The 26,464-nt window shown below is 36.9% G+C and carries 28 protein-coding genes; 9 read left to right on the top strand and 19 right to left on the bottom strand.

Going from position 1 to position 26,464, the window contains the following annotated elements:
- Positions 1 to 87 precede the first annotated feature (87 nt).
- On the bottom strand, positions 88 to 1,476 hold the full coding sequence (locus C7B89_RS12500) for an aldehyde dehydrogenase (RefSeq protein WP_103117506.1): 1,389 nt from the start codon (positions 1,474 to 1,476) through the stop codon (positions 88 to 90).
- Positions 1,477 to 1,686: 210 nt separating this feature from the next.
- On the opposite strand from C7B89_RS12500, the gene C7B89_RS23085 reads away from it, so the two are divergent.
- Positions 1,687 to 1,842 (top strand): hypothetical protein, encoded by a 156-nt coding sequence (locus C7B89_RS23085; RefSeq protein WP_004224556.1) that lies wholly within the window; start codon positions 1,687 to 1,689, stop codon positions 1,840 to 1,842.
- 46 nt (positions 1,843 to 1,888) lie between these two features.
- Here C7B89_RS23085 and ssuE read toward each other — a convergent pair whose 3' ends face one another.
- From ssuE to C7B89_RS12540, 8 genes are all read right to left on the bottom strand, one after another.
- Entirely contained in the window at positions 1,889 to 2,422 is a 534-nt protein-coding gene (gene ssuE / locus C7B89_RS12505; protein ID WP_048392005.1) for an NADPH-dependent FMN reductase, read from the bottom strand.
- A gap of 162 nt (positions 2,423 to 2,584) precedes the next feature.
- Positions 2,585 to 3,907: a dihydrolipoyl dehydrogenase gene (lpdA, locus tag C7B89_RS12510; RefSeq protein ID WP_244205655.1), complete on the bottom strand. Its 1,323-nt coding sequence runs from the start codon at positions 3,905 to 3,907 to the stop codon at positions 2,585 to 2,587.
- A 218-nt stretch (positions 3,908 to 4,125) separates the two neighbouring features.
- On the bottom strand, positions 4,126 to 6,207 hold the full coding sequence (locus C7B89_RS12515) for a catalase (RefSeq protein ID WP_167444833.1): 2,082 nt from the start codon (positions 6,205 to 6,207) through the stop codon (positions 4,126 to 4,128).
- Between the two features lie 126 nt (positions 6,208 to 6,333).
- A complete protein-coding gene (locus C7B89_RS12520) occupies positions 6,334 to 6,909 on the bottom strand; it encodes an RloB family protein (RefSeq protein WP_048392008.1) in 576 nt (191 codons plus the stop codon).
- Complete coding sequence (locus C7B89_RS12525; RefSeq protein ID WP_066036265.1) at positions 6,906 to 8,183, bottom strand: AAA family ATPase; 1,278 nt, start codon at positions 8,181 to 8,183, stop codon at positions 6,906 to 6,908. Before C7B89_RS12525 ends, C7B89_RS12520 begins: the two co-directional genes overlap by 4 nt.
- Positions 8,184 to 8,277: 94 nt before the next feature.
- Positions 8,278 to 9,219, bottom strand: coding sequence for an NAD-dependent epimerase/dehydratase family protein (locus C7B89_RS12530; protein ID WP_115673834.1), 942 nt, complete (start codon positions 9,217 to 9,219; stop codon positions 8,278 to 8,280).
- A 186-nt stretch (positions 9,220 to 9,405) separates the two neighbouring features.
- Complete coding sequence (locus tag C7B89_RS12535; protein ID WP_004224534.1) at positions 9,406 to 9,933, bottom strand: YceI family protein; 528 nt, start codon at positions 9,931 to 9,933, stop codon at positions 9,406 to 9,408.
- Between the two features lie 311 nt (positions 9,934 to 10,244).
- Positions 10,245 to 10,817, bottom strand: coding sequence for a manganese efflux pump (locus C7B89_RS12540; protein WP_048392011.1), 573 nt, complete (start codon positions 10,815 to 10,817; stop codon positions 10,245 to 10,247).
- A gap of 219 nt (positions 10,818 to 11,036) precedes the next feature.
- On the opposite strand from C7B89_RS12540, the gene C7B89_RS12545 reads away from it, so the two are divergent.
- Complete coding sequence (locus tag C7B89_RS12545) at positions 11,037 to 11,912, top strand: glycine betaine ABC transporter substrate-binding protein (protein ID WP_048392012.1); 876 nt, start codon at positions 11,037 to 11,039, stop codon at positions 11,910 to 11,912.
- 556 nt (positions 11,913 to 12,468) lie between these two features.
- Here the strand turns inward: C7B89_RS12545 and C7B89_RS12550 are convergent.
- Together C7B89_RS12550 and C7B89_RS12555 are read right to left on the bottom strand one after the other, a co-directional pair.
- The gene (locus C7B89_RS12550) at positions 12,469 to 13,089 is read right to left on the bottom strand and encodes a thermonuclease family protein (RefSeq protein WP_048392013.1); all 621 of its coding nucleotides are present in this window, start codon (positions 13,087 to 13,089) and stop codon (positions 12,469 to 12,471) included.
- Between the two features lie 133 nt (positions 13,090 to 13,222).
- The gene (locus tag C7B89_RS12555; RefSeq protein ID WP_103117502.1) at positions 13,223 to 14,962 is read right to left on the bottom strand and encodes an ABC transporter ATP-binding protein; all 1,740 of its coding nucleotides are present in this window, start codon (positions 14,960 to 14,962) and stop codon (positions 13,223 to 13,225) included.
- A 121-nt stretch (positions 14,963 to 15,083) separates the two neighbouring features.
- On the opposite strand from C7B89_RS12555, the gene C7B89_RS12560 reads away from it, so the two are divergent.
- Genes C7B89_RS12560 through C7B89_RS12570 form a run of 3 tightly spaced genes read left to right on the top strand, consistent with a single transcriptional unit; the run spans position 15,084 to position 19,848 of the window.
- Entirely contained in the window at positions 15,084 to 16,514 is a 1,431-nt protein-coding gene (locus C7B89_RS12560; protein ID WP_115673835.1) for an ABC transporter permease, read from the top strand.
- 13 nt (positions 16,515 to 16,527) lie between these two features.
- The gene (locus C7B89_RS12565; RefSeq protein WP_115673836.1) at positions 16,528 to 18,024 is read left to right on the top strand and encodes an ABC transporter permease; all 1,497 of its coding nucleotides are present in this window, start codon (positions 16,528 to 16,530) and stop codon (positions 18,022 to 18,024) included.
- Positions 18,025 to 18,036: 12 nt separating this feature from the next.
- On the top strand, positions 18,037 to 19,848 hold the full coding sequence (locus tag C7B89_RS12570; protein ID WP_115673837.1) for an ABC transporter substrate-binding protein: 1,812 nt from the start codon (positions 18,037 to 18,039) through the stop codon (positions 19,846 to 19,848).
- Positions 19,849 to 19,908: 60 nt separating this feature from the next.
- Here the strand turns inward: C7B89_RS12570 and C7B89_RS12575 are convergent, their stop codons facing one another.
- Positions 19,909 to 20,490, bottom strand: a complete 582-nt coding sequence (locus C7B89_RS12575) for a phosphatidylglycerophosphatase A family protein (protein WP_054549790.1) — start codon at positions 20,488 to 20,490, stop codon at positions 19,909 to 19,911.
- Positions 20,491 to 20,603: 113 nt separating this feature from the next.
- On the opposite strand from C7B89_RS12575, the gene C7B89_RS12580 reads away from it, so the two are divergent.
- The 3 genes from C7B89_RS12580 (at position 20,604) to C7B89_RS12590 (ending at position 22,354) form a co-directional block, all read left to right on the top strand.
- Positions 20,604 to 21,323: an alpha/beta hydrolase gene (locus C7B89_RS12580; RefSeq protein WP_115673838.1), complete on the top strand. Its 720-nt coding sequence runs from the start codon at positions 20,604 to 20,606 to the stop codon at positions 21,321 to 21,323.
- A gap of 83 nt (positions 21,324 to 21,406) precedes the next feature.
- The gene (locus tag C7B89_RS12585; RefSeq protein WP_054549788.1) at positions 21,407 to 21,922 is read left to right on the top strand and encodes a YjcG family protein; all 516 of its coding nucleotides are present in this window, start codon (positions 21,407 to 21,409) and stop codon (positions 21,920 to 21,922) included.
- 3 nt (positions 21,923 to 21,925) lie between these two features.
- Complete coding sequence (locus C7B89_RS12590; protein ID WP_167444834.1) at positions 21,926 to 22,354, top strand: GNAT family N-acetyltransferase; 429 nt, start codon at positions 21,926 to 21,928, stop codon at positions 22,352 to 22,354.
- A gap of 119 nt (positions 22,355 to 22,473) precedes the next feature.
- Here the strand turns inward: C7B89_RS12590 and C7B89_RS12595 are convergent, their stop codons facing one another.
- The 6 genes from C7B89_RS12595 to C7B89_RS12620 all read right to left on the bottom strand — a co-directional run bounded on the left by C7B89_RS12595 (position 22,474) and on the right by C7B89_RS12620 (position 25,314).
- A complete protein-coding gene (locus tag C7B89_RS12595) occupies positions 22,474 to 22,722 on the bottom strand; it encodes a stage VI sporulation protein F (RefSeq protein ID WP_004230969.1) in 249 nt (82 codons plus the stop codon).
- A 130-nt stretch (positions 22,723 to 22,852) separates the two neighbouring features.
- Positions 22,853 to 23,023 (bottom strand): YjcZ family sporulation protein, encoded by a 171-nt coding sequence (locus C7B89_RS12600; RefSeq protein ID WP_009374137.1) that lies wholly within the window; start codon positions 23,021 to 23,023, stop codon positions 22,853 to 22,855.
- A gap of 65 nt (positions 23,024 to 23,088) precedes the next feature.
- Positions 23,089 to 23,448 carry a stage V sporulation protein AE gene (spoVAE, locus tag C7B89_RS12605; protein WP_369700615.1) on the bottom strand — a complete coding sequence of 120 codons (360 nt, stop codon included), beginning with the start codon at positions 23,446 to 23,448 and terminating at the stop codon, positions 23,089 to 23,091.
- A gap of 16 nt (positions 23,449 to 23,464) precedes the next feature.
- A complete protein-coding gene (locus C7B89_RS12610) occupies positions 23,465 to 24,460 on the bottom strand; it encodes a stage V sporulation protein AD (RefSeq protein ID WP_054549787.1) in 996 nt (331 codons plus the stop codon).
- Positions 24,454 to 24,909 carry a stage V sporulation protein AC gene (gene spoVAC, locus C7B89_RS12615; RefSeq protein WP_004230957.1) on the bottom strand — a complete coding sequence of 152 codons (456 nt, stop codon included), beginning with the start codon at positions 24,907 to 24,909 and terminating at the stop codon, positions 24,454 to 24,456. Before spoVAC ends, C7B89_RS12610 begins: the two co-directional genes overlap by 7 nt.
- Positions 24,910 to 25,314 carry a YhcN/YlaJ family sporulation lipoprotein gene (locus tag C7B89_RS12620; protein WP_225340734.1) on the bottom strand — a complete coding sequence of 135 codons (405 nt, stop codon included), beginning with the start codon at positions 25,312 to 25,314 and terminating at the stop codon, positions 24,910 to 24,912. It lies immediately after the preceding gene.
- A 133-nt stretch (positions 25,315 to 25,447) separates the two neighbouring features.
- Here C7B89_RS12620 and C7B89_RS12625 point away from each other — a divergent pair, with 133 nt between their 5' ends.
- Positions 25,448 to 25,972 (top strand): CotY/CotZ family spore coat protein, encoded by a 525-nt coding sequence (locus C7B89_RS12625; RefSeq protein ID WP_004230953.1) that lies wholly within the window; start codon positions 25,448 to 25,450, stop codon positions 25,970 to 25,972.
- Between the two features lie 63 nt (positions 25,973 to 26,035).
- Here the strand turns inward: C7B89_RS12625 and C7B89_RS12630 are convergent, their stop codons facing one another.
- Positions 26,036 to 26,437 carry a hypothetical protein gene (locus C7B89_RS12630; protein ID WP_231595610.1) on the bottom strand — a complete coding sequence of 134 codons (402 nt, stop codon included), beginning with the start codon at positions 26,435 to 26,437 and terminating at the stop codon, positions 26,036 to 26,038.
- Between the last annotated feature and the right edge of the window lie 27 nt (positions 26,438 to 26,464).

Genomic DNA, 26,464 nt, shown 5'->3' on the forward strand with positions numbered 1-26,464 from the left:
AGAAAAGGTTATTTAGAGAACACTTGTCTATGCATGGTAAGCTTATAGTTACAATGGAGGCATCAAGAAGATACCTCCATTGTTAAACTATTTCATAATTGAGCGCACAATTTTCACTTTCTGTTTATATGGCGGGAACAACACATTTGTCTCCAGCTTGGAAGATTTCTTCAAGATAGATTTCGGGTGAGTAAAGTTTTCAAAGCTAGCTTTGCCATGGTATGCTTTCACACCTGATGGACCTACACCACCAAATGGTAAATGTAAATTTCCAACATGTGTGATGGTGTCGTTAATACATCCCCCACCAAATGGTAATTCTTCTAAAAAGTATTGCATGGCTTTTTCATGTTCTGAGAAGAAGTATGCCGCTAAGGGCTTTGGTAATTGCCGGATTTGATGAATGGCAAGTGGCAAATCATTATACATCATAACAGGTAAGATAGGACCAAATAGTTCTTCCTGCATGGATGGACTTGTCCATTTTACATATTCAACTATTGTAGGTTCAATATATAAATCATCCCGATCTATTCGTCCACCATATGTAATGGCATCACGTTCGTCCACAATTATTTGCTGTAAACGATCAAATTGTTTTAAATTAACGATACGTCCATAATCAGGGCTTTTTAAAGGATTTTTGCCATAAAACGAACGGATTGTTTCTTTTAATATTTTCATAAAACGGTCATAAACGTCTTTGTGTACAAGCAGATAATCAGGGGCCACACATGTCTGTCCAGTATTAGTAAATTTACCCCACACAATCCGCTTTGCTGCTACCTCTAGATTTGCTGTTTGATCGACAATTGCTGGACTTTTGCCACCAAGCTCTAACGCAACTGGTGTCAAACGTTCTGCAGCAGCTTTTGCTACTACTTTACCAACGGCTACACTACCTGTAAAAAAGATATAATCGAAGGAAGCATGAATAAGAGCCGTAACCTCTTCCTTTTCGCCTTCCACGACACGTACATATGAAGACGGGAATGTTTCCTCAATGATTTTTTTCACAATGACTGCTGTGTGTACAGAGGTTTCTGATGGTTTGACGATTGCTGTGTTTCCTCCAACTATGGCGCCAATCAGTGGCTCCATTACAAGTTGGAATGGATAATTAAATGGCCCAATAATTAACGTTACGCCATAGGGCTCACGAACAATAAAGCTCTTGCCCATTTGATATTGTATTGGTGTTTTGACTGCTTCTGGTTCCATCCATTCTTCTACATGTTTTACCATATATGAAATACTATCTAATACAATGCCAATTTCTGTTGCATACGCTTCAAATTCACTTTTACGAAGGTCTAAGTAAAGCGCATTTAATATTTCCTTCTCATATTTCAAAATTGAAGTTTTTAATTTCTTTAATTGCTCTTTTCTAAATTTCACACTTTTTGTAGCACGTGAAAAATAAAATTGACGTTGCTCTGTAATCATATTTTCCACATCTTTTGACGTAAAATTCATCAATAAAGCACCCCTTTTTTTAAAATGGCATACATAGTTTTTTCATTTTGAAACAAACTATCTTTGTCTATACGATACAACATCGAGAGGCAAAAATCCTCTTTCTACATCGAGGGGGTGAAATAGCAATATGTGAAATGAAATGTTTTAGTTTTTTCATCTCGGGAAATATACAACTACATATTAAAACCGAAACGGGGGCGTAGATGAATGACAACAACAACAGGAACATGGTGGGAGTCCATTTTTTCTGGACCATTATCGCATGGAATTTGTGAAGAAAAAATATTGCTATTGCAAGATGAGGCTTTCTTATATCTCTCTACAATACCTGTGGAGAATGAAGAAAATCCAGAAGGAAATTAAAAAATAACGCATTATAGGATGCCCCTATAATGCGTTTTTATTTAATCTAATTAACAATGAATGCTTGCTGCAACTGATTTAATTGTGCTTCAAGTCTACTGATAGCCTCTTCTTCTATCGCAAAGCCGCCCTCTTCCAAACGTATAATTTGTTTATCTACAATGTAAACAGAATTGGTAATGGAAGTGGCTCCTAGTACAGCTAATACTGGCTTTAATGCATATTCCAATGCCAACAAATGACTGATCGAACCTCCTACAGCAATAGGGAGTATAGCCTTATCGAGCAAGGCTTTTTGCGGTAGTAGATCCAAGTAAGTCTTCAAAATACCTGTATAGGATGCTTTATAAATTGGTGTAAGGATGACAATAAAATCTGCTTCCTTAACATGCTCATTTTCAGACTGTATTTGCTTACTAGAAAAATTCGCTGTTAATAAATCTGTAGCTGGGAGCTCATGTATATAATTTGAGTGAACCTCTACTCCTTGTGCAATAAAATGATTCTCCACCTTTTCATGAATGGCGGTAACTCTAGAATTTTTCGAATTACTTCCATTAATAATGACTGCTTTTGTCATCTTGCCCACTCCTTTTAGCAATGTTATAAAAAAGGCCCCTATTCTACAAATCGATGAAACATCGTTTTGTAAAATAGAAGCCTCTAGATGTCTAGTTAACTTAAATTCCTAGTATTCTTATAAAATTAATTTAACATAAATTTCTAGAATGTCAACAGCTTTTTATTGGTGTATTGCTTTCCCAAACACAGCTTTAGCCACATCTCCAATATGCTCCGATACAGTAGGATGTGGAAAAATCATATGTGCAAGTGTTCGAGCTGTACCACCAGCATTTTTTGTTGCTAATAGTGCATTAAGTATTTCTGTTGCACCATCAGCTACTACACAAGCCCCTAAAATTTGCCCATTATCCTTAGATGAAATTAGCTTGACAAAACCTTCAGTATTCCCCTCCATTAATGCCTTTGGGTTTGTTTGTAGTGGCATTTTCGTTACAATGTACGGTGCCTTTACTTGCTCTTCTAGTAAACCAAATGTAGCAATTTCAGGGTTTGTATAAACACAACGTGGAATGCTTGTTTGATCAATTGGTATTGGTTGATTTCCTACAATATAATCGACAACGTAAATTCCTTCAGCACTGGCAGAATGTGCAAGTTGATAACCACCCACTAAGTCACCTATCGCATAAATATTCGGCAGGCTTGTTTCAAAATGCTCATTAACAGCGATTAATCGACCATCAAAAGCTAATCCTAGTTGCTCAGCAATTTCTATATTGGGACGACGTCCAGTAGCAAATAAAAGGTTTTCATATGTATAAGATCCTTTAGATGTATGAATGATATTACCTTCAAATTTTTCAAAATGAAAATCTGTCACAAGTTCAATACCAAATTTCTTCATCTTTTCTCGAATCAGCGGTCTTGCTTCCGCCTCTTCCGTTTGTAAAATATCCTCGCTATGATTAAGCACTGTTACCTTTGTACCAAGTGGTGCTAAACTAAACGCCATTTCAATGGCAATTACGCCCCCGCCAATGATTGTTAGCTGTGCTGGAAGCTTGTCTATCTCAAAAAATGTGTCCGTCGTATGGTAGGTGGATGTCTCTAACCCTTCAAACCGTGGAACAAAGGGTTTACTACCTGTCGCTAAAATTATATCTGATGCCATTATCGTCTCATTCCCGATAGTTATCGTTAAGTCCTTTACGACTGAAGCTTCACCACGATATAAAGTTATATGATTATTGATAATATATTGCTCAATGTTTGTTAGTAGTTCATGAATAATTGTATCTTTCCGTTGCATTAGTCGAGGAAAATTAATTTCCACTTTAGGCACTTCTATTCCCCAGCTATTCCCTCTTTTTATTTCCTGCACAAGTTTACTATGCTCCAATAAAATCTTTGATGGAATGCAGCCAACATTATAGCAGGCTCCTCCCAATTTATCTCGTTCGATGAGTGCTACTTTTTTGCCATTCTTGGCTGCATGTATGGCAGCCACATAGCCACCTGGTCCCGCTCCAATAATCCGCAATATCAAAATTTTCCATAATTTTCACCTCATGTACCACCATATCATTTGCAAATTTTGAATGCAATGACAGACATAGTAAAAGCCTTTCATTACAATGAAAGGCCTTTTGACTTATTTGTATACGTTTATGAGCATTCGTTTCTCTTTCGCAGGTATAAGGCTTTCTCTCCGCGGGTATTTGCTTCTCTTTCATGAGTATTCGACGCTCATTGATCTTTTTAATAAATATTTCGTTGCCAAAATCGTTGCTGGGCAATGGCAGCTACAAACTTTTTCGGAAAATCTTTATTACCTGTAGCTAAAACGATTCCTGGCCCTACATTGGCATTCGACATATTGAAGAAGGTTGTGCCAGTTGCAGCAAATCCTATAGGCTTAAAGTGACGATATGCTTCATTTATATAATTGACGATATAAGTATTGAATTTCGCCTGATTACTTGCCTTTACTCCAACAACATATAATGAGTCAAATAATACAGCATCGGTTGTAATAAATGTGTCAGTAGCCGTTAATTGCACACCATTATTCCCTATTACCACACCTAGTCGATCAGAGATTATGCTATAGCGCACACCTTGTCTTGTTAAATATTTCAATACTTCCCCGACTTCATTTGCATCAAAGCCATCACCAATTAAGACGCCTACTTTCAACGTATAGGGTAATTTAACGGTATTGGCTTGACTCAGTGCAGGTGAAGAGGCCGTTACTTTAGACTGCTCGCCATTAGGTCGATTAACACCAACGTTGTCTGCCACTGTGGTAGCCATTACTTTATCCACATGAACAAACATATCCACTACTTGCTGTCGAACAGATTTACTTTTCACTTTTCCTACTTCGAAGCTAAAGGCATCGATAATGTGTTGTTTTTCAGGTGGAGACATGCTGTTCCAAAATAGCCTTGCTTGTGAAAAGTGATCGTCAAAGGATTTACTACGCGCTCTCGTGATTCTTCCTTCAACCTTTTCTTCATAATGAACATATCCGCCTTCTCTTGCAGTAGAGGTAGCTGGTGTATTATTTGCTAATGAATTTTTATGATAGCTTACCCTTCCTAAATTAATGGTCTGTCGACTAAAGCCATTACGTTGATTGTTATGCACTGGGCAAATCGGGCGATTAATAGGGATTTCTGCAAAATTTGGTCCACCTAATCGAATCAGTTGTGTATCTAAATAGGAAAACAATCGACCTTGTAGTAGAGGATCATTCGTAAAATCTATGCCAGGTACAACATTACCTGGATGAAAGGCAACTTGCTCTGTTTCAGCAAAGACATTATCCACATTGCGATTTAAGGTCATCTTTCCAATTTTCTTCACAGGTACTAATTCCTCTGGCCAAAGCTTTGTCGCATCTAAAATATCAAAATCAAATTTAAATTCATCTTCAGGTTCTAGTATCTGTATGCCTAACTCAAACTCTGGATAATCTCCAATTTCGATGGCTTCCCATAAATCTCTCCGTTGAAAATCTGGATCCTTCCCTGCAATTATTTGTGCTTCATCCCAAACAAGAGAATGCACTCCTAACACAGGCTTCCAGTGGAATTTCACAAATCTTGATCTTCCCTTGTCATTGACGAAACGGAATGTATGCACACCGAAACCTTCCATCATACGAAAGCTTCGCGGAATGGCACGGTCAGACATTACCCACATTATCATATGTGCAATTTCCTGATTACTGGCTACAAAATCCCAAAAAGTATCGTGTGCGGAGGCTGCTTGTGGCATTTCATTATGAGGCTCGGGCTTTACGGCATGAATTAAATCGGGAAACTTAATGGCGTCCTGAATAAAAAATACAGGGATATTATTACCAACTAAATCATAATTCCCCTCATCCGTATAAAATTTTGTTGCAAACCCACGTACATCACGAGCTGTGTCCATTGAACCTAAGCTCCCTACCACTGTCGAAAATCTGACAAACACAGGTGTCTTCTTTTTCGGATCCTGCAAAAATTTTGCCTTCGTATATTCCGACATGGATTCATATAATTCAAACTCGCCATGTGCTGCAAAACCTCTGGCATGTACAACACGCTCTGGAATACGTTCATGATCAAAATGGGTAATTTTTTCTCTAAGATGAAAATCCTCCATAATTGTCGGACCACGAACACCTGCCTTTAACGAATCCTCATCATTGGACACCCTTAGTCCCTGATTCGTTGTCATTTTCGTACCCTCATTCTCGACACGAAACGGCTCTAATTGATGATCCTTTGGGTTTCCTTCTCCATTTTTGGATTGATTCGACTTTGAGTTATCCACACAATCCCCTTTCATACATGTACTAATTTCGCTCCATATACACTATATGTTTCGGAAAAAGAAACATACCTTCATTCCGACAAAGCATTATGCAAAGATAAAAAACAGGCTTCTATTTGTTAATAGAAAACCTGCTCATTCTTAAAATATGTATCGTATCATTTCATGTATGTTACAGTATGGGTTGTCACGGCTCTCTGTCTCTCGAAGTGCCATCATATCTGTGCAATTTTTAATCGCTAACTCATGTCGTAATGCAATGGGGGCTATGAGGGATTCATCAGCCTTATGCCGGAAATAACGACTCACACCAAGATGCTGTTCCATTTTGTCATTAAGGACAGCACGAGGGTACTTTTCTGTACTATCAACTTCCTCAAAATGCAAGAGTAACCACAATTCAAATGCTTCATTTGTATAGGCAATATGAATATTTTTTTCCTCACAAAATTGATTTACTTCCTCTAGTTGCTTTTCGGTTAGATCATCCTTATCAAAAACAATCCAAACTTCATCAAAGTATTGGTAGCTGGAATCTCGATAAGCATGTTGGGCAAGCTTAATCGCTGAACGTTTAACGTTTTTTATTTTGACGCTAACCATCTTAGAGCGCTTTAAAATACGCATTTGTTCAAAATAGATGCGTTCTGTTTCACCTTCACAATAAATTAAAATAGTTTTACGCAGTGTTCGGCTCCCTTGTTGACGTACTCTCACTGCTCAGATACCTCCGCTTCTTCTAAGTATTGTTCAGATAAATACTCATTAATGACAGGCGTTGCACCAAATTCCCCTTTCATATAGCGTTTCGCATAAGAAAGATCTCCACGTTTCCTTTGTAAATCTGCAAAATCAAATAAGGAGTATAGTTCCGATTCATTTTTAAAGCTTTTATTAACAAACCAAATTTGATCGGCGCGTAGTGGCTGATCAAGTAATTCTATTTCATGACTTGTCACGACAAATTGATTACTGCTATTGCGTTTGCTATTCATAATAGCCATTAAAAACTCACAAATCGATACATGGAAGGCTGTGTCGAATTCGTCTATAAAAATGGTTTTTCCTTTATTATAAGCATCCACCATCACACAGGCTAAATGTAGCATTCGCACTGTGCCCTTAGAATCCATTGTCCAATTAATTGTTTTTGTCCCTATCGGTGCACCTGCTTCATCAAATGATAAATAATGTAGATCAATATCTACTTCTTGAATCACCTCAGGCGAATCAAACTCATAGCCAATTGTATTTTTCTCTCTGCGTTCCACACGTCTAGCCGTGACATCTTGAATGGAGAGGTCTGCAATTTTTAGCAGTTTGATCACTTCCTTTTTAAAGGGCTCCTCTTCAAGTTTACGAATAAGAGGATGACTTGATAACCGATTTGCTTCATCTAGGAAAAGAATTTTATGTAAAAACCAATCGAATATCTTTAAAGCGTCTGGATCATTAAAAACATGTAATACGGATAGAAAGGCTGTATTATTACGTGTATATTTTGTCAATTCCTGTGAAGCTGTTTGAAATGTCTCATAAGAATATTCTGTACCATCCCATTGTCTGACAAATAGTTCTTCCTTCAGTGACTTGTTCGTTTTCACAAGACGTTCATAAAGAACTTGAGAAGCATTATACTGTATTTCATAATCATATAAAGCTCCGTCCAAAAAAAGCGATATCATAAACTCTGTTGGTTTGTCTTGCTGACTTCCTAACTTAAACGGTTGATAGGGTAGACGTAACTGCTTTACATTATTTAAGTTTTCAAAATTAAAAAGCAAGGAACGTAATACTTTAATAGCCGTAAACAGATTAGATTTTCCGCTTCCATTTGGACCAAAAATAAATGCGCTTTTTACAAGACGAAGTGTATCAAACTGAATTGTATGGGTATCCTTCCATTTTCGTAGGCGACTTCCAGCTACCATTGAAAACAACGTATCATCTTTATAACTTAAGCAATTCTTTACTCTAAAATCTACAAGCATATGTAAGCCTCCGTCCACAACCATTTCTTTAATGAATTATTATACTATAGACATAGAAAAAGACATATTACTCAATGTAATATGTCTTTTTAATTTATCCACTTTTTTGTTGAATTTCTGCTAATGATTCATTTTGTAGCGCATGCAATGTACGTTCAATGCCTTCTGCAAAAGAAATTTTAGGCTTCCAACCAATTGCATTGGCTAATTTATCATTATTTAAAAATGAATGCTCAATATCTCCTTCTCGTGATGGGGCATATTGAATTTCAAGTGGATGGTTTAAGTGTTGGAGCAGTAAGATGACCTGGTGAATTGACCAAGCCTCATTAGTGGATACATTATACGTGCCTTGTAAACGTGCAGATACACCTGCGTAAATAGCATCAGCAATATCGTCTACATAAATAAAATCACGTGTTTGTTCACCATCACCATAAATTGTAAATGGTTTACCTGCCATACTGCTTTTTAACATACTTGGAATCACAGCTGCTTCACCTTGCATTTGCTGTCTTGGCCCGAAAACATTGGCAAATCTATAGATAAGAACGGGCAAACGATAATCTTTTTGCCATTTCTCACAGTAGGTTTCGCCAATGCTCTTGTTTAATCCGTACATAGATATTGGTTCACAGACATCTGATTCCTCTAATGGAGGATAGTGACTATCCCCGTAAACAGCTGCTGAGGAGGCAAAGACAAAGTGCTGTACCTTATACTTGGATGATAAAAAAAGCATTTGGCTAAGCCCAACTATATTTGTCAAAATATCCTTTACTGGCTCCTGGATAGATTGCTGCACGCTCGTTTGCGCTGCACAATGGACGACCACATCAAAGTTTATTTCCTTAAAGAGATGCTCGCAAACCTCATCCTCAACATTTAAAAGATAGGATTTATGCTCGAAGTCAACATTCCGTAAATGCCCCGTACTTAAATTATCAATAATATAAACCGTTGCACCTTCTTCAAAAAAGCGCCTACCTACTGCACTGCCAATAAAACCATAGCCACCTGTCACTAATACATTCATCCTATCGCCCCCAAAAACAATATGATGATTTATATGCAGTAATTACTAAAAATATGCAAGAAACTTATTTACTGGAAAATTTTCTCAAATTCTTTTTACTAGATTTCTTCATTCACAAGTATCTATTTTGAGCTATATAAAAAGCATGTTTGAAGATTACTTCAAACATGCCCTAGCTATCTATTTTTAAGCTGGATTAATTTCTAATTCAACCGTTACTTTAATATCTTTCCCAACAAGGACCCCACCAGTTTCTAATGCCGCATTCCAAGTTAGACCAAAGTCTTCACGATTAATTGTTGTTTCAGCTTCAAAGCCGTATACTTCTTGACCCCATGGATTTGTGCCTTTTCCATTAAATTCTGTATCAAATGTTACTGATTTTGTAACGTCTTTGATTGTTAAATCACCAGTTACTGCATATTCATCGCCTGCTTTTTTAGCAATATTTGTAGATTTAAACGTAATCGTTGGATATTTTTCGGCATCAAAGAAATCTGCTGCTTTTAAATGATTATCGCGATCTTCGCTACGTGTATTAATACTTGCTGGATCGATTGTAAAACTAATGTTAGCAGTTGTTAAATCTGCAAGATCTGCTGCCTCAATATCAGCTGAGTAACTGTCAAATACACCCTTAACTTTTGATACCATCATGTGTTTTACTTGAAAGTTAATTGCTGAGTGTCCTAAATCAATGTTCCATTTTGCCATTATAAATTCCTCCAATTGGTTGATTTTATCTCGATTTCGAGATATATTTTAAAATATGAAGCAACTACATCTTTTATGTTACCCAAAATTGGATAGGATAAACATTTGTAGTTACTTATGTGTTTACATCTTAGCTTATGAAAAGTTTTTAATTACTTTCTGTAACCTACTATATATTAATAATTTAGTTACGTCAAGTAATTAAAAATAAATTTTTAAAACATAAAAAAAGTCGAGTCATCGGTACATCCCTCTCTATATAATAAAAAGAATATCACCAATATTTGGTGATATTTAGCCGCAGCAATATATTATTTTGCAAAAACCTCAAAAATACCAATCATGATAAGTAGCCATCCTGAGATTGCTGTAGAATGCTTGCCAATAAACGTTTTTGCTAGTAAAGAGCCACATCTACTTCCTACTCCAACTGTGATAAAGGAAAATACGCCGATGGAAATGACTGTCCAAAGGGCTGAGATGCCATTTGCGCCTATTGCAATCCCTCCTGCTAAACAGTTTGCTGACAAGACAAAGCCAAGTGCCATTGCTTCTCTTGTTGAGATTACTAGATTTTTATCTTCATCAAATAATTCGGGATTTCCTGCTATCCGCTGATTAGAAAAATTATTGGACATCAAAGTCCATATACCAATCACACACAGTAGTAAACTCCCTAGTAAATTGGCAGTATGCGGTGAAATATACTCAACAACTGTGCTACCAGCTGTTACTGCGACATATGTGACAATCATTGACATAACAGCAATCACAGCATTTGATAAAATTGGAATTTTAACTTGTTTAACTCCATAGGCTAGACCAATCCCCAAGTTATCTAAATTCGCAGCGATTCCTATTAGAATAATTGTAATCCAATGCATACTAAGCCTCCTCAAATCTCCGTCTCCATTTTCACCTATCGTATGACAACAATAAAAAAATTAATGGGCTCAAATAAGTTAGTTGATTATGTTTCATCTTTTTAGCACGGTGTGACTAAACCATCAATTTGACAAAAGTAACAACTTGTTTATAAAATTAAGTTGTTACTTGTTAATATTTTTATTTTTATGTAAGAAATAATAGAAAGGAGATGTAATATGAAACTCATCAAGTTATTGAAAATAGGAATAGCATTTATATGCCTTATTGTGTTAACTGCATGTGGTTCAGAAAATGAGGACACAAAGAATACTGATAAAGGTGAAATCAATTTAGCATATGTTGAATGGGATACTGAAGTTGCATCTACACATGTAGTAGGACAAGTACTAGAAGATTTAGGATATAAGGTAACACTGACACCTTTAGACAATGGGATCATGTGGGAAGCACTTGCAAACGGAGAGGTCGATGGTATGGTATCTGCTTGGTTGCCACAAACACATGCTCCACAAGTAGAAAAATACAACAATAAGATAGAGAACTTAGGAGAAAACCTAACTGGTGCTAAGATTGGTTTGGTTGTACCAAGTTATATGGATGTCGATTCTATTGAAGATTTAACAAACCAAGCTAATCAAACCATTACAGGCATTGAACCAGGAGCTAATATGATGGCTACGACAGAAAATGCCTATAAGGAATATAAGAATCTGGAAGGTTGGAATGTATTGACCTCGTCTGCTGGTGCAATGACCGCAGCCCTCAGTCAAGCTATCTCTAATAATGAAGAAATCATCATCACAGGCTGGTCACCACACTGGATCTTTAATGCCTATGATTTAAAGTACTTAGATGACCCCAAAGGTTTATATGGAGACGAAGAATATATTGGCACTTTTGCGCGGAATGGTTTAAAAGAGGATGCCCCTGAAGCCTATAGCGTCCTTGACCGTTTCAACTGGAGTGCTGAAGATATAGAAAGTGTTATGTTTGATATAATGGAAGGCATGAGTGCCACAGATGCTGCGAAAAAATGGATTGCCAATAATCAAGATAAAGTAGCCGAATGGACGAAAGATGTACAAGCATAAAAAGAGAACCCATTTACTACTCATTAGTAAATAGATTCAGACTGTAGACGGCTCATTCTATAATAGAATGAGCCGTCTACAATTTTTAACGTTCCCAAAAATGAGGGGGGTTTCAGGAGCGTAATCATGAACTAGCAAACTTCTGGAGAAAAGTAGCTAAAGTTCATCCTCTCTACACTGTATTGTAGAACAAGGAATATTCTTTATATGATAATGATAATCATTATCATATTGATTGTCAACATTAATAAAAATGATTTTTTCATTTATCAGTAGCCGTCTTCCACTGTTAAGTAAACAAAACGTTGCTGGCATCTTGCTTTTCTTTGTGCAATCGCTTTCCGCTACCGTGTGCTGAACCTCTACAGTAGATTTTTACGACCAATATCATGAGTGCATTATATACAGAGAGACGACCCTAGAAAAGGGAATCACCCTCTCATGCCAAAAGCTTCTGCAAAGGGAATTTAAAATAGGAAGCTTCTACCAGTAAGATACTGGAAGCAGCTTCCTAGCTAAAATTAAACTTAAAAGCGTATAGTAATGGATTTATAGATTATTGAACTACTTCAGGGTGAAAACCATCTTTTTGGAAGTAATCCTCATGTGACCAAATATTTAATTTTGCATCCTGAGCTTTTTGTTGAATAGCTCTAAATGCATCTTCAAATGTATTGTTTGGTTTATGAATATAACGTACAACTGCAAGCCCTTCGTTTAATAAAGATTCCTGCAATAAGACATTATCTACAAACACGTAGGCTAGAAGGCGATCATAATTGTCTGTTTCTGGTCCAACATCATAGACCGCTTCAATTTTCTTAGCCTTTTCCAATAAATTGATCGTATACTCTTTTGCTTCTTCCGCATATGGCTGAGCGCCACCTTTATTGTAATTCATTTCAGGAGTATCCACCATTAATAGACGAATTTTTCGTTTCTCATCATTAATTGTCGCCTGAATCGTATCCCCATCATATGCTTTAATATAGTCTATCTCAAAGCGTTTATTACCTGTTTTTCCTTCCACTTGTTCAATGGTAATAGTACCTTGCTGATCTGTAACTGATTTAGTACTTTGATCTTCCGCAGGTGATCTGCCAAATATCATGTACAATGCTACAGCCAAAATAATCGTACCACTTGTTATTAATGTTTTTATATCTTGCATTTTCATGTAGTAGGCCCCTCACAACTAATCATCATTGCTTATACTTACGATTCGTATAAGTTGTGCACCTCATCATCAGAAAGACAACAAGTTTCACGATGTTTCTATTGTAAAATATCAAGCTACTACATTCAAGCTATCATATTGTCACTGCTACCCAGTGATTTGGTAAAACCTCTACTAACTGACTATTTTCTACCTCATAACGTATTTTCACGTCTTCTGCATGATCAGCATCAGTATATTTCTGCTTCTCAATTGCAGGATCTGGAATAGGAATAGAACGTAGTAATGCACGTGTATATGGATGTTGTGGGTTAGCGTATAGCTCTTCACTTTCTGCCAGTTCTACAATCTTTCCACCATACATGACAGCTACACGATCGCTGATGTGCTTCACCATGGATAAATCATGGGCAATAAATAAATACGTCAATCCTAGCTTTTGTTGTAATTCTTTTAATAAATCAACAATCTGCCTTTGAATGGAAACATCAAGTGCCGATAAGGGTTCATCACAAACAATAAAGTTTGGCTCAACCGCTAATGCTCTCGCAATACCAATTCGTTGACGCTGACCTCCCGAAAATTCATGAGGATAACGCATGGCATGCTCTTTTTTCAAACCAACAAGTTCAAGCAATTCCTCTACACGTTGTCGCCTCTCCTCATGTGTCTTCACCAGACCATGAATATCAAGAGCCTCGCCAATAATATCTAAGATTTTTCTGCGAGGATTTAACGATGAATAGGGGTCTTGGAAAATAATTTGCATATGGCGACGCATTGCCTTTAGCTGTTTTTTCGATAGCCTCGTTACAGGTATTCCTTGATATAGAACCTCTCCATTTGTAGGCTGATGAAGTTGAAGAATCGTCCTACCTGTAGTCGATTTACCTGAACCAGATTCACCAACCAAGCCCAATGTTTCACCAGGATATATATAGAACGATAAATCATTCACTGCTTTCAACGTTTGACCACGACCTAATGGAAATTCTTTGGATAGATGGGTCACTTCGATTAACGGCTTATGTCGATCGATACCTGGCTGAATAGTAGCAATCTCTTTTGGCTGCTTTTTCTCATGCAGTTTTGGTAAGGCATTCAATAATTTCTGGGTATACGGATGCTGGGCATTTGCAAAAATTTCTTCTGTTGTGCCCTGTTCAACTATTTCTCCTTCTTTCATCACTATGATGCGATCACACATACCTGCAACAACGCCTAAATCGTGTGTAATTAAAATAATAGACGTTCCCATTTTCTTTTGCATATCGCGCATCAATTTTAGGATTTGAGCTTGAATAGTAACGTCCAGTGCTGTTGTTGGCTCATCTGCAATAAGCAGTGAGGGATTACAAGCAAGCGCCATAGCAATCATTACCCGTTGACGCATACCACCTGAAAATTCATGAGGGTATTGTCGATACCGTTCTTCGGCGTCTCTAATACCAACCAATTTTAATAATTCTATTGTTTGTTGATAGGCTTCGTTTTTTGACATTGACTGATGCTTGATTAAACTTTCAGCCACTTGATCACCTATTCGAATAGTAGGGTTTGTGGATGTCATCGGATCTTGGAAAATCATACTAATATCTTGTCCACGTATCCCTTCCATTTGTTTTTCACTAAATTCAGTGAGTTCTTGCCCTTTAAACACAATTGAGCCAGATTTCAAAAATGAAGGTGGCGATGGTAATAAACGCATAATGGAGCGAGCCGTTACACTTTTCCCGCTCCCAGACTCTCCCACAATTCCTAGTGTTTCACCTTTATTTAGATGGAAGTTAACGTCCTTAACGGCTTCAAATTCTGTCTCCCCTGTGATAAAGGATACGCGAAGATTATTGATTTCTAAAAGCTTTTCACTCATTCGACCCATCCTTTTTAAAATTTGTGATTGACTTACTTTCAAGTATAATCCATACTTTACAATACTGATAGGAATTATACAATATAATGCTGAATATTTTATTTACGTTTGGAGGAAATGCATGGTTACTTCAAAAAATCATTTAAAACCAGAGAATTTTATTTTCTTTTCTACGGTTTATCAAAAACTAATGCATCAAAAGCCTTATCATCTACTTCTTTTTCTTTTTAGTATTTTAGTTCACCCTTTTACATACTTTATCTATCGGAAAAGGAATCTTTCAAACACTTATGATCAGGCTTTTGCATTGCGTAGTCAGTACTATATAGAGCATGGATTGGTTGCCCAGTGGCAAAAGGAATTTGAGCAACAAGAAATAGCAAAAGCTACATTTTTTAAAGAGGCTGTATTGGAGTCACAAATTCAGCTCACAGCCAAGCACTTAGCTCAAAGGAAGCTTCAACAGCAAGTGGATCAGGATTTACAAAAAGAGGACATACAACAACTATCCTATGTCCAATTTTTTAATCAGCAACTAACTAACAAACGTTTTGTGGCTCTTACCTTTCTACCAGCTGTTTTATTTTATGTAGTACTTATCTTATTTGCGAATCCATTTCTGCAATTTATCATTGAACGTATTTTACAAAGCTTCATTGTGATTGTTGGAGTGGCTACATTAGTGTTTACCATTTTATATTTATCACCTTTTGATCCAGCAAGAAACCTACTCGGAGTTGAAGCAACACCTGTGCAAATAGAAAACTTTAATCGCATTCATGGTTTGGATCAACCTTATTTATCACAGCTATGGAACGCATTATCTGGTCTATTTACATTTGATTTAGGTACATCCTTTGCAGGTAAAGAAGATATCACACATAGCATTGCTACAAAATTTCCTGTCACTCTTGAAATTGCCGTATTGTCGTTGCTAATGGCTATTGCTATTGCCATACCAGTTGGAATTATTTCAGCTGTTCGTCCAAATTCATATTTGGATTATACATTTATGTTCATTGCTTTAATTGGGCTATCCATCCCAAGCTTTTGGCAAGGTTTAATTTTTATTTTGACATTTGCTCTAAAGCTACAATGGTTTCCAGCTACCTATAACCCTCATAATTGGCTATCGCTTATCATGCCAATTGTCGTCTTAGGAACATCCATTACGGCTTCTATTGCTAGGATGACAAGGTCAAGTATGCTTGAGGTGATTCATGAGGATTACATTATTACAGCAAAAGCTAAGGGCTTAAATGAATTCAAAGTGATTTCAAAACATGCCATTCGCAATGCTATGATTCCGATTATTACGGTGATTGGACTTCTTTTTGGAGGTATGTTGGGAGGCGCATCTGTAACAGAAAAGGTATTCAACATTAGTGGTATAGGTAGCTATATCGTCGATAAACAATTTATCCCTGATATTCCGGCCATTCTTGGGGGCGTTGTTTATATTGCCATCACCATTTCGATTGTCAATTTATTCATTGATATCATGTATGCCTTTTTTGATCCACGCATTCGCTCGAAAATGAAGAAGTCTTAAAGGAGGATCACCTGTGAAAAACATCTTACATGTCAAACTACTATTGAAGATTACACAGGAATATGTCAATTCTCATTTTACTTTTGTCTTTTCCTTACTGTTTTCTTTACTATTTCTAGCCTATAGCTATAATTTTTCCAGCAATAGCTGGCGACCAGTGGTTCTGCTACTTTTTGTTATTTATGTCATCACTACGGCATATGTTGCCTTCGTCAATTTACGAATTAAAAAGGATTTAGCAACGTATGGTGACATTCAAAAAAATACTCGAATGTTTGGCTATCCTCTTTTAATAACGATACTGTCAGGCAATATTTTTTCGACATCCTTTGCATTTATGCTTGTGTCAAAAAGAAAGACTGCTGAATATACTTTTGCTGCCTATGCCTTTATAACACAGCTATTCATCTTAGGTATTGCAGCATTGAATTTATTTAAGCCATATGTCACAGATACCTTTGTACTGGCAATGGGCGTTTTCTTAGTACTCTCGCTTCTCTATATCGTGATGGCCATTTTATGTACGAAATATGTCACAGCAACTGAGGCACCTAACTGGATGCTCATTCCAGGTATTGTCCTGTTATTGGCGACTTTCACTGGTAATCTATTTGCGACTTTACTAGGATATAGCCTTATCCAAAAGGCTCGAAGGGCAAATCCATCTTCTATTGAGAAATGGCAAAAAATATGGGAGAAGATTTTACGCAATACAATGGCTGTATTCGGCTTATTCTTCATTATTTTCATGTTCTCGTTATCCGTTACAAGTTCTTGGACTTTCGACTATGATTTCGCTACTGAAAATAATTATGGAGCATTGCTACAAACACCGACATTAGAATATCCACTAGGTACAGATAACTATGGTCGAGATTTATTTTCTCGTATTGTGTTTGGGGCACAAATATCATTAATCGTCGGATTTTTCTCCACGATTATCCCCGCAGTTATTGGTGGCGCATTAGGAGCATTTTCAGGCTATTATGGTAAATCCACCGATAATATCATCATGCGAAGTCTAGATATTTTATATGCCATTCCTGGGATATTGTTAGCCATTGCTATTATCGCCGCATTTGGTGCTAATACTGTGAATCTTATTATTGCACTTAGTGTTGGAGCAATTCCAACCTATGCCCGTACAATGCGGGCAAATGTTATGCAGCTTGCTAATTATGAGTTTGTAGAATCGGCTAGAGCTTTAGGTGCATCTGATGCAGCTATTATTTTCAAGCACATTGTCCCCAATTCTTTAGCACCAATGATTGTGAAAGCAACATTAACGATTGGTGGAGCTGTTATTTCCACAAGTAGTTTAAGTTTTTTAGGGCTAGGTATTGAGCCACACATTCCTGAATGGGGCAATATTTTAAAAGTTGGTAGTACGTACCTGGAAACACATTCATATGTCGCGATTTTCCCAGGTCTTTGTATTATGCTTCTTGTCCTCTCCTTTAACTTCTTAGGAGATGGTTTACGAGATGCTTTAGATCCAAAAACAAATTAATCGGAGGTAACTATGAAGAAATTACTTGTATTTTTATTCGTTGCAGTACTAGCTTTGGCTGGCTGTGTACAAACAAAAACTGACGTAGAAGGCAGTAAAGATTCAAAAGATAGTGACAAGAGCAATGGCAAGGTTGCCATTGAAGTATTAGGGATGGCAGCTTCTGAAGAAGATATGAATATTGTGCGTGACCAATTAGTGAAAAATGGTTTTGATGTAAAGCTAAATATTCAACCTGATTACGGTTCTTTCTCTGCTCAAAAAGAAGCAGGTAATTATGATCTTGCTCTTTCAAGCTGGACGACAGTTACAGGGAACCCAGACTATGCTGTTCGTGGTTTATTTAAAACTGGCGGTGACTACAGTGTGGTGGCAGATTCAAAACTAGATGCATTGATTGATGAAGCGAGTACATTGACTGGTGAAGAAGCAGCAGCTAAATATAAAGATTTAGAACAATTATTAGTATTCGATCAAGCTTATATTGCGCCTTTATATATTTCCAATAAGTATCAAGGTATCTACTCTGAACTTGTAAACCCTAAAACAGTACTTTTACCAAAATCTCGAGCACAAGTTTGGGAAAAAATAGAATTTAATGATACATCTAAAAATACAACAGAACCTTTAATTTTACACCAAACAATCAATTCTCTTACTTCACTAGACCCAATCAAAGGGAATGATGGTTCAATCAACACATTAAACACGAATATGTATGTTCGTCTTGTTAACTTAACAGACACAGATGAAGTTGTGTCAGATGGTTCATTATCTTACAACCATGTAATGGCTGAAGGGAATCAAGAATATTACTTCATTTTACGAGATGATATCAATTTTGCAGCAGTGAAAGATGGTGCAGCTGTTGATTCAGGTGAATTAGTGTCAGCTGAAGATGTAGTCTTTTCATTAAACCGTGCGAAAGACGCTAATTCAGTACCAGATCATCGTACTTACAGCATTCATGAAAACATTGAAACAGTCGAAATCGTTTCAGATTTAACTGAATTACAAAATAAAAAAGTAGCAGGCTCTGAGCAATCCGTTTTAGAAGCATTATCACAAAACCTACCTGCTTCTGTAGCGCAATTAGCAAAAGATAAAGGTGCTGTTAATAATGCAGCAGGTGCATACCAAGTTGTTAAAATTACAACACCTACACCTTTCCCACAAGTATTAAACTATTTAGCACACCAATCTGGTGGTATCGTATCTGAAAAACAAGTAACAAGTATTAATACGTATGATGTGGCTAACTACAACCCTGACAAGGACATTGCCTATGGTGATCAAGCTACTGTAACGGAAGGTTCAGCTACATTCAATAACCAGTTATATGCAAGTGGTCCTTACATTTTAGTGAAGAAAAATGATTATGAAGCACAGTTTGTGAAAAATCCTGCTTATCGAGCTGGTAGCGAATATGAGCCAAAAATTGCTAAAATCAATGTCCGTTTTATCTCTGATGTTGATAGTGCCCTATCTGCATTACGTAATGGTGAAATTCATGTTCTGCAAACAGTACCAGAAACGAAACTGGATATTGTCAAATCAGATGCTAAATTAACATTAAATACGGCAGATAGTAATGCTGTGTCTTACCTACAAATGAATACATCTGGCCGTGCGGTTTCTGATTCAGCAGATTTACGTAAAGCAATTCTATACTCTATTAACCAAGATGAATTCATTAGCTATTATCAAGGCAATAAAAAACCAGCTGTATCCACAGTCTCTCCATTAATTGATACTGGTTTAAAACTTGAAGCAGATAGCGAAAAAGTAAAAGAATTGGTAAAAGCATATAACGATAAAAAGTAATACAAATTAGAGCCTTCTCAAAATTTGAGAAGGCTCATTTTTATATAGAAGAAACTCATTTTAAATTTCATTATGTGATTTTGGTTTTGGTCCTAGCTCTTCAGGTTCGATATCAGCGAATGTTTCGCCTTCTTCTTCTAGGTCACGCATACGATGTGCAATACGGGAAGCTGCTGACGCTGCTATACTACCAACCAAATCATCTAAGAACGTGTTGACATGATGTCCGGGTTCTGTATCCAGTTTTTTAATAATCCCTATTTTCTGCTTGTCTAAATGACCAAAAGTAGTAACGGCAATGCTGCCATATGTAAATACAGATCCTAGTGCAATTGTTTCGTCTACACCAAATAGACCTTCATCTGATTCGATAATTTGTTGTAGTGGTGAAGATAATAATTTTTTCTCTGCTAATTCATCTAATTCAATCCCTACTAATAAAGCATGTTGCACTTCTCGCTTACGTAATACACGTTCAACAGAATGAACACAATGCTCTAGTGTTAAACCTTCATTATAGGTTTTTTGCATTTCGTAAACAATTTGCGCGATATCCTCTATCGCTACACCTCTACGAATTAACGCGGCTTGAGCTGCCTTTGCTACTTCGTCAGAGTGCACACGAATACTTTTATTATGCATAATTAACCCTCATTTCGATTTTTATTGCTAGTATAATGCTAGCCCAACCTATTATACCTTTACTTACGTAATATGGTACAATTTTGTTACAAACACAAGAAGGAGTGTCATCATTGGATAAGGGAACAGTACAGGATTTAACATTTTACAGTGAGTCATTACAGGAAGAATTACAGCTCTATATTTATGTTCCTGCAAATTATTCTCCACTATATAAATACAACATTTTAATCGCATCAGACGGTAAAGATTATTTCCAACTTGGTGGTATTACAAAGCTAGCTGATGAACTGATTGATGACTATGAAATCGAAAATTTAATTATTGCATTTGTTCCTTACAAAGACATAAAAGATCGACGTCATAAATATATCCCGAGCGGTGAGCAACATGAAGCCTATCTTCGCTTTTTAGCACATGAGCTAGTGCCTTATTTAGATCAGGAGTATGCCACTTACCAAATGGGTATGAGTCGTGGAGTGATTGGTGACTCTATGGCTGCCACTGCTTCCTTAATGGCTGCTTTAAAGTATCCAAGCATCTTTGGCAAAGTCATCCTACAATCACCTTATGTAGATGCTGATGTATTAAAGGCTGTGGAAAATTTTAAAGATCCAGGATCTATTTCTATCTACCATATCGTCGGCAAAGGCGAAGATCAGGTTGTGACAATGGATAAAACCATCAAAGATTTTTTAACACCTAATCGTCAATTGCATGATCTCATGATAAGTAAAGGGTTTACTACATTTTATGACGAGTTTGATGGCAATCATACATGGAAATATTGGAAACCAGACCTTCGACGTGCATTAATTGAAAATTTCAATTAATATGAAGCGATTCAAATTACGAAAACTGAAATTTCTGTTATACTTAATTAGAAAAATTGTTTATTTTCGGGAGGTAATGGACTATGAAGTACGGTATTGTGGCATTTCCATCAAAAAAATTGCAAGATTTAGCGAATACTTATCGCAAACGATACGATCCTCATTATGCAAAGATTACACCGCATATGACATTAAAGGACAGCTTCGATGCGTCTGAAGAAGAGATTCAAACCATCGTCAAGCAATTAGATGAACTTGCTGCTAAATATGCACCTTTAAACATTCATGCATCTCGCATTAGTTCGTTTTTCCCTACAACAAATGCGATTTACTTCCGCATTGAACCAACAGAACAATTAGCAGCATTCCAACATGAACTTCAAGAAAAAATCCCTTATGGGGAAATGAAGCATGTATTTGTACCACACATTACAATCGCTCAAAAAATGTCAGATTCAGAGCATGATGACATTTTTGGTCAATTACGCATGACGGGCGTTGATGAAAAAGATACAATTGATCGCATTCATCTTTTATATCAATTAGAAGATGGTTCATGGACAACATACGAAACATTCCGTTTGTCTGGAGCTGAGTGATTGTTGTATACCGTTAAAATTGTTGAAACAAAGCAAGAGCACGATGAGGCCTTTGCCATTCGCAAAAAAGTATTTGTTGAAGAGCAAGGTGTTCCGCTTCATCTAGAATGTGATGCTGAGGATGCAACTGCAACACATTTCATTATGTATAATAACGATGAGCCTGTAGGAGCAGCACGTTTACGCAGTATTGACAACAATACAGCTAAAATTGAGCGTGTTTGTATTTTACAATCCCAACGCGGCAAAAAATTAGGCGCTTTAATTATGAAGGAAATGGAGAAGCATGCCATTTCTATTAATAAAAAAGCCTTAAAACTTCATGCACAAAGCTATGCAATTCCCTTTTACGAAAAGCTAGGCTTTACAGTTACCTCACCTGAGTTTATGGATGCAGGTATTCCACACCGTGCTATGGAGAAGAATATTTAATGAAAGGGTGTTACGATATTTATAATGTCGTAACACCCCTTTTTATGAGACGAATTCGCTTGCCACCATTTATCTACTCTATCGTAACAAGCTGCATTGCCAAGTAGATATGCCATGCGCTACTTCATCATTCTAGTGATTTTATCGAAATCTAGTGATGCGCCATCTTGAATAATAGATTGTACTAATTTATCTTCTAACTCTTGCGTAATTGATCTGTTAGATATTTTAGCAACACGTCGTACAATTTTTCTTACTTGTTTTTCACTGGTAAAATCCGCATGTTGAATGGCATTGGCTAATGCGAAGATTTCATCCATCGATACACCTGTTTTTTGCTCAATCGAATTAAAAAACGAGCGATGCATGTTTTCCCTCCTATCATTAAAACTCAATATGACCTTGCTTCTTGCACGAAACATTTCGCAAATGGTGGAGGCCTTAACTTTATTTAGAATTTCCTAAATAAAAGCTAAAGCCTTTATTATGTTCATCAAATTAGATGTAAGTAGCGCCAACAATAATTAATAGAATGAATAGTACAACAATTAGAACAAATGTAGAACCATAACCATAGTTGTTGCCTCCAGAGTATCCTCCGCAGTAGCTATTGTTCCACCCACCAACGTTATTTCCGTACGGTTGTGAGCCCCAGCCTTGGTATCCCATAAAAGCACCCCTCCCTTCTACAACCTATAATATGTTTCGGTCGTAAAAATGGGAGGGGTATTCGTCTAGTCAATATTTCCTTTTGGTCTAAATATTAAGGCACCAATAAAGCCGAACACAATAGCAGCACTGATTCCTGAGCTTGTTACTTCGAACATGCCTGTTAATACGCCAACAAGTCCATGTTTTTCTGCCTCCGCCAGAGCACCATGTGTTAATGAATTCCCGAAGGATGTAATGGGCACTGTCGCCCCTGCTCCAGCAAAATTAATTAATGGCTCATATAAGCCCATACCATCCAAAATCGCACCTACAACCACTAACGTACTTAGTGTATGGCCCGGTGTTAAATTGCCAACATCCATTAATAATTGGCCTATGACGCAAATAATGCCTCCAACAATAAATGCAAATACAAAAGTCATAACCATGTTTTTTGCCTCATTTCATCGTAATTTCTATCGCATGTGCCGTACATGGAATCGTCTCGCCTTGCTGATAGGATAGCGGAGATAATAACGCACCCGTTGCTACTAGTAATACTCGCTTATAGCTCCCTGCACGCATTTGTTGAATAACATAACTAAAAAAAACAGCTGCCGAACAGCCTGCACCACTTGCACCAGATTGGAATGCTTCATCCTGTCCATAAAATTCAGCACCTGCATCACGTAATAACGTGAGCTCTTCATTTTTCACGCCATTTTCCACAAGCATTCCTTTCAATAGCTTTAAGCCAAGCTGGCCCAAATCGCCTGTTAAAATTAAATCGTAATGATAAATTTTTTGATTTCTCTGTTGTAAATGAGATTGAATCGTCTGAAATGCAGCAGGTGCCATTGCTGCACCCATATGGAAAGGATCATCCATACCATAGTCAACGGATTTGCCAATTGTTGCCGCTTCTATAGAAGGATATTCCTCGCGATGCTTGCCAATTAACGCATAACCAGCAGCAGTTACAGTCCACTGAGCTGTTTGTGGTTTTTGTGCTCCATAATTGATGGGGTAACGAAACTGGCGTTCAATTGCATTATGTTGACTAGAGGCACCTGCTAATGAAAAATTAGCAGCACCTAACTCGGTTAACAGGCATGCAATAATGACTGAAGATACAGATGTGGCACATGCCGAAAAGAGTCCAATAAAAGGGATTTCTAAATCCCTAGCGGCAAAATTAGTTGGCGTCATTTGGTTGACTAAATCTCCACCCATTAAATAATTGATATCACCTTTTTGTACGCCCATTTTTTTCATAGCAAATTCACAGGCCTCTTCGATCATTTTACGATGTCCCTGTTCGTTTGTTTTCATTTGCCAACGTTCATCATCATACACAGAGTCAAAATATTGACTAAAAATACTCCTATTTTCTAATGGACCTGCTACCACACCACCTGCTAAAAGAGAGGGCTTCGATTGAAATACAATTACCATGAAACCACTCCTATCGTTACGAGGATATATTTAATGAGCGCTACAAAAAATGCTGACACTACACCAAATAAAACAACTGATCCTGCTAATTTAAATAAATTTCCTCCGACTCCCAATACTAGCCCTTCAGAACGATGCTCGATTGCTGCCGAAATAACAGCATTACCAAAGCCTGTTACTGGAACTGCTGATCCAGCCCCAGCAAATTGACCAATTCTTTTATAAAGGCCAAGACCTGTTAATATCATTGCGAAAAATACCATCGTTGCAACCGTAGGATTTCCTGCTGTTGCTTCTGTAAAATTGAAGAAAATAATATAAAAAAGAGACACAGCTTGACCGATTGCACAAATAAAACCGCCAACGAAAAAGGCTTTTGCTACATTCTTTAAATAAGGGGGCTTTGGTGTAACATTTTGCTCTAACTGTTGATACTGCTCTTTTTCCATTTATGTCTCCTCCTTTGCAAGCTCTTTTAGTTCTGTAATTTTATCGCTTAATTTATTATCTTCCATCTGATCCTTTTTTATTTTATTGGCTTCATAAAAAATTTTGTAATCAGCGGAGACAAACACTTCTTTGTTTGGATATTTCTCTTCAAATTTCTTTTGCAATTTTTTCTCTAACTTAGTTTTTTTCCACTTTTCCCATGGTTTAATTTGTACTGCGATAAGCATACTATCGTCATATTGAATAACCGTTGAGCGATCAACATAGTCTTCTTCTTTAATAAGGGTTTCGACTTCACTTTCATTTTGTGGAGACCCATAGACGATAAATTTTTCCTTTTCAGCACAACCATTTAACAGCGATAAAACAACTAAGAGAGGTAACGTCATTCCTAGTAGCCTCAAGTTTTACCCTCCTTTTCTTTACAGTTTCTCCACACATAAAAAAACTATTCATTCAAAGAAATACACAAAAGCCCGAGTCCAGTTTTCAAAAGTACATATTGTAGAAGTAGTAACAAGGAAAGGGGGTGACAATATGGGTTGTGGTAAGCCAACAAATCCTATTGGACCAATCCATTCAGCAGGCTGCGTTTGTGACGTAGTTCGCGCTATTTTAGATATTCAAAATCAAGCGGTGCGAGATGAGTGTTCTCCATGTACAGCAAACTGTTTCTTAGAGCCACTAGGCGGGATTGTTAGTCCTGCACGCTCACAAGCAGATACACGTGTTTTCATGTTAATTACAAAAGATGGTACTCCTTTCAAAGCATTCTTTAACTCTCCAACAGCAGATCCTTGTATTTGTACATCCGTATTCTTCCGCGTAGAAGATATGTTTGATGAATGCTGTGCTACTTTACGTGTTTTAGAGCCATTATGTACATTTGACTCTAGTGAAAGTACAGTAGACTTACTAAGCAAAGATGGTTGTTGTATCAACATGAAGAAAATCTGTAAAGTAGATGACTGGAGCTCAACAGATAGCTGTATTACTGTGGATTTATCTTGCTTCTGCGCTGTACAATGTATCGCTGATGTTGACTTAGGGATTTGTGACTAATTCTTTCACCTTTGACACACACACATAAAAAAAGTGTACAGCATCCTCTGCTGTACACTTTTTTTATAAAGTTGGCAATTTTCTTCCTCGCCAAAGTATTTGCTGTATATCTTCAAAATGAATGATTTCCTGTATTTTTAATTCTAATGATGTGAGCATTAAAGAATCATTCTGTACATCTGAAGCTGTCCCAGTTAATTTTCTACCATCCTTTAAACAAACTAATAATGGCTGATAGGCTCTCTGACGAAATGGTTTTTCTAAAAACTGGAGCTGTTTCAGTAAATAAGGATCTATTTGTACTTCATCCACTGTCTCATTTTTTTCTTCAACTATTTGCTCATCGAACATAGTGTCCTTTACATAGACAGATGTACTTTCATCCAAATCAAGTTCATGTAACACCTTAGAAATATTTAAAAAATATGATGGTGATTTTATAAACAAGCGTGGTTCTTGATCCACTTTACTCACTTCCCTTTTTTCCATACA

Origin of the sequence: Lysinibacillus capsici (assembly GCF_003367505.1) — a bacterium.
Lineage (GTDB): Bacteria > Bacillota > Bacilli > Bacillales_A > Planococcaceae > Lysinibacillus > Lysinibacillus capsici.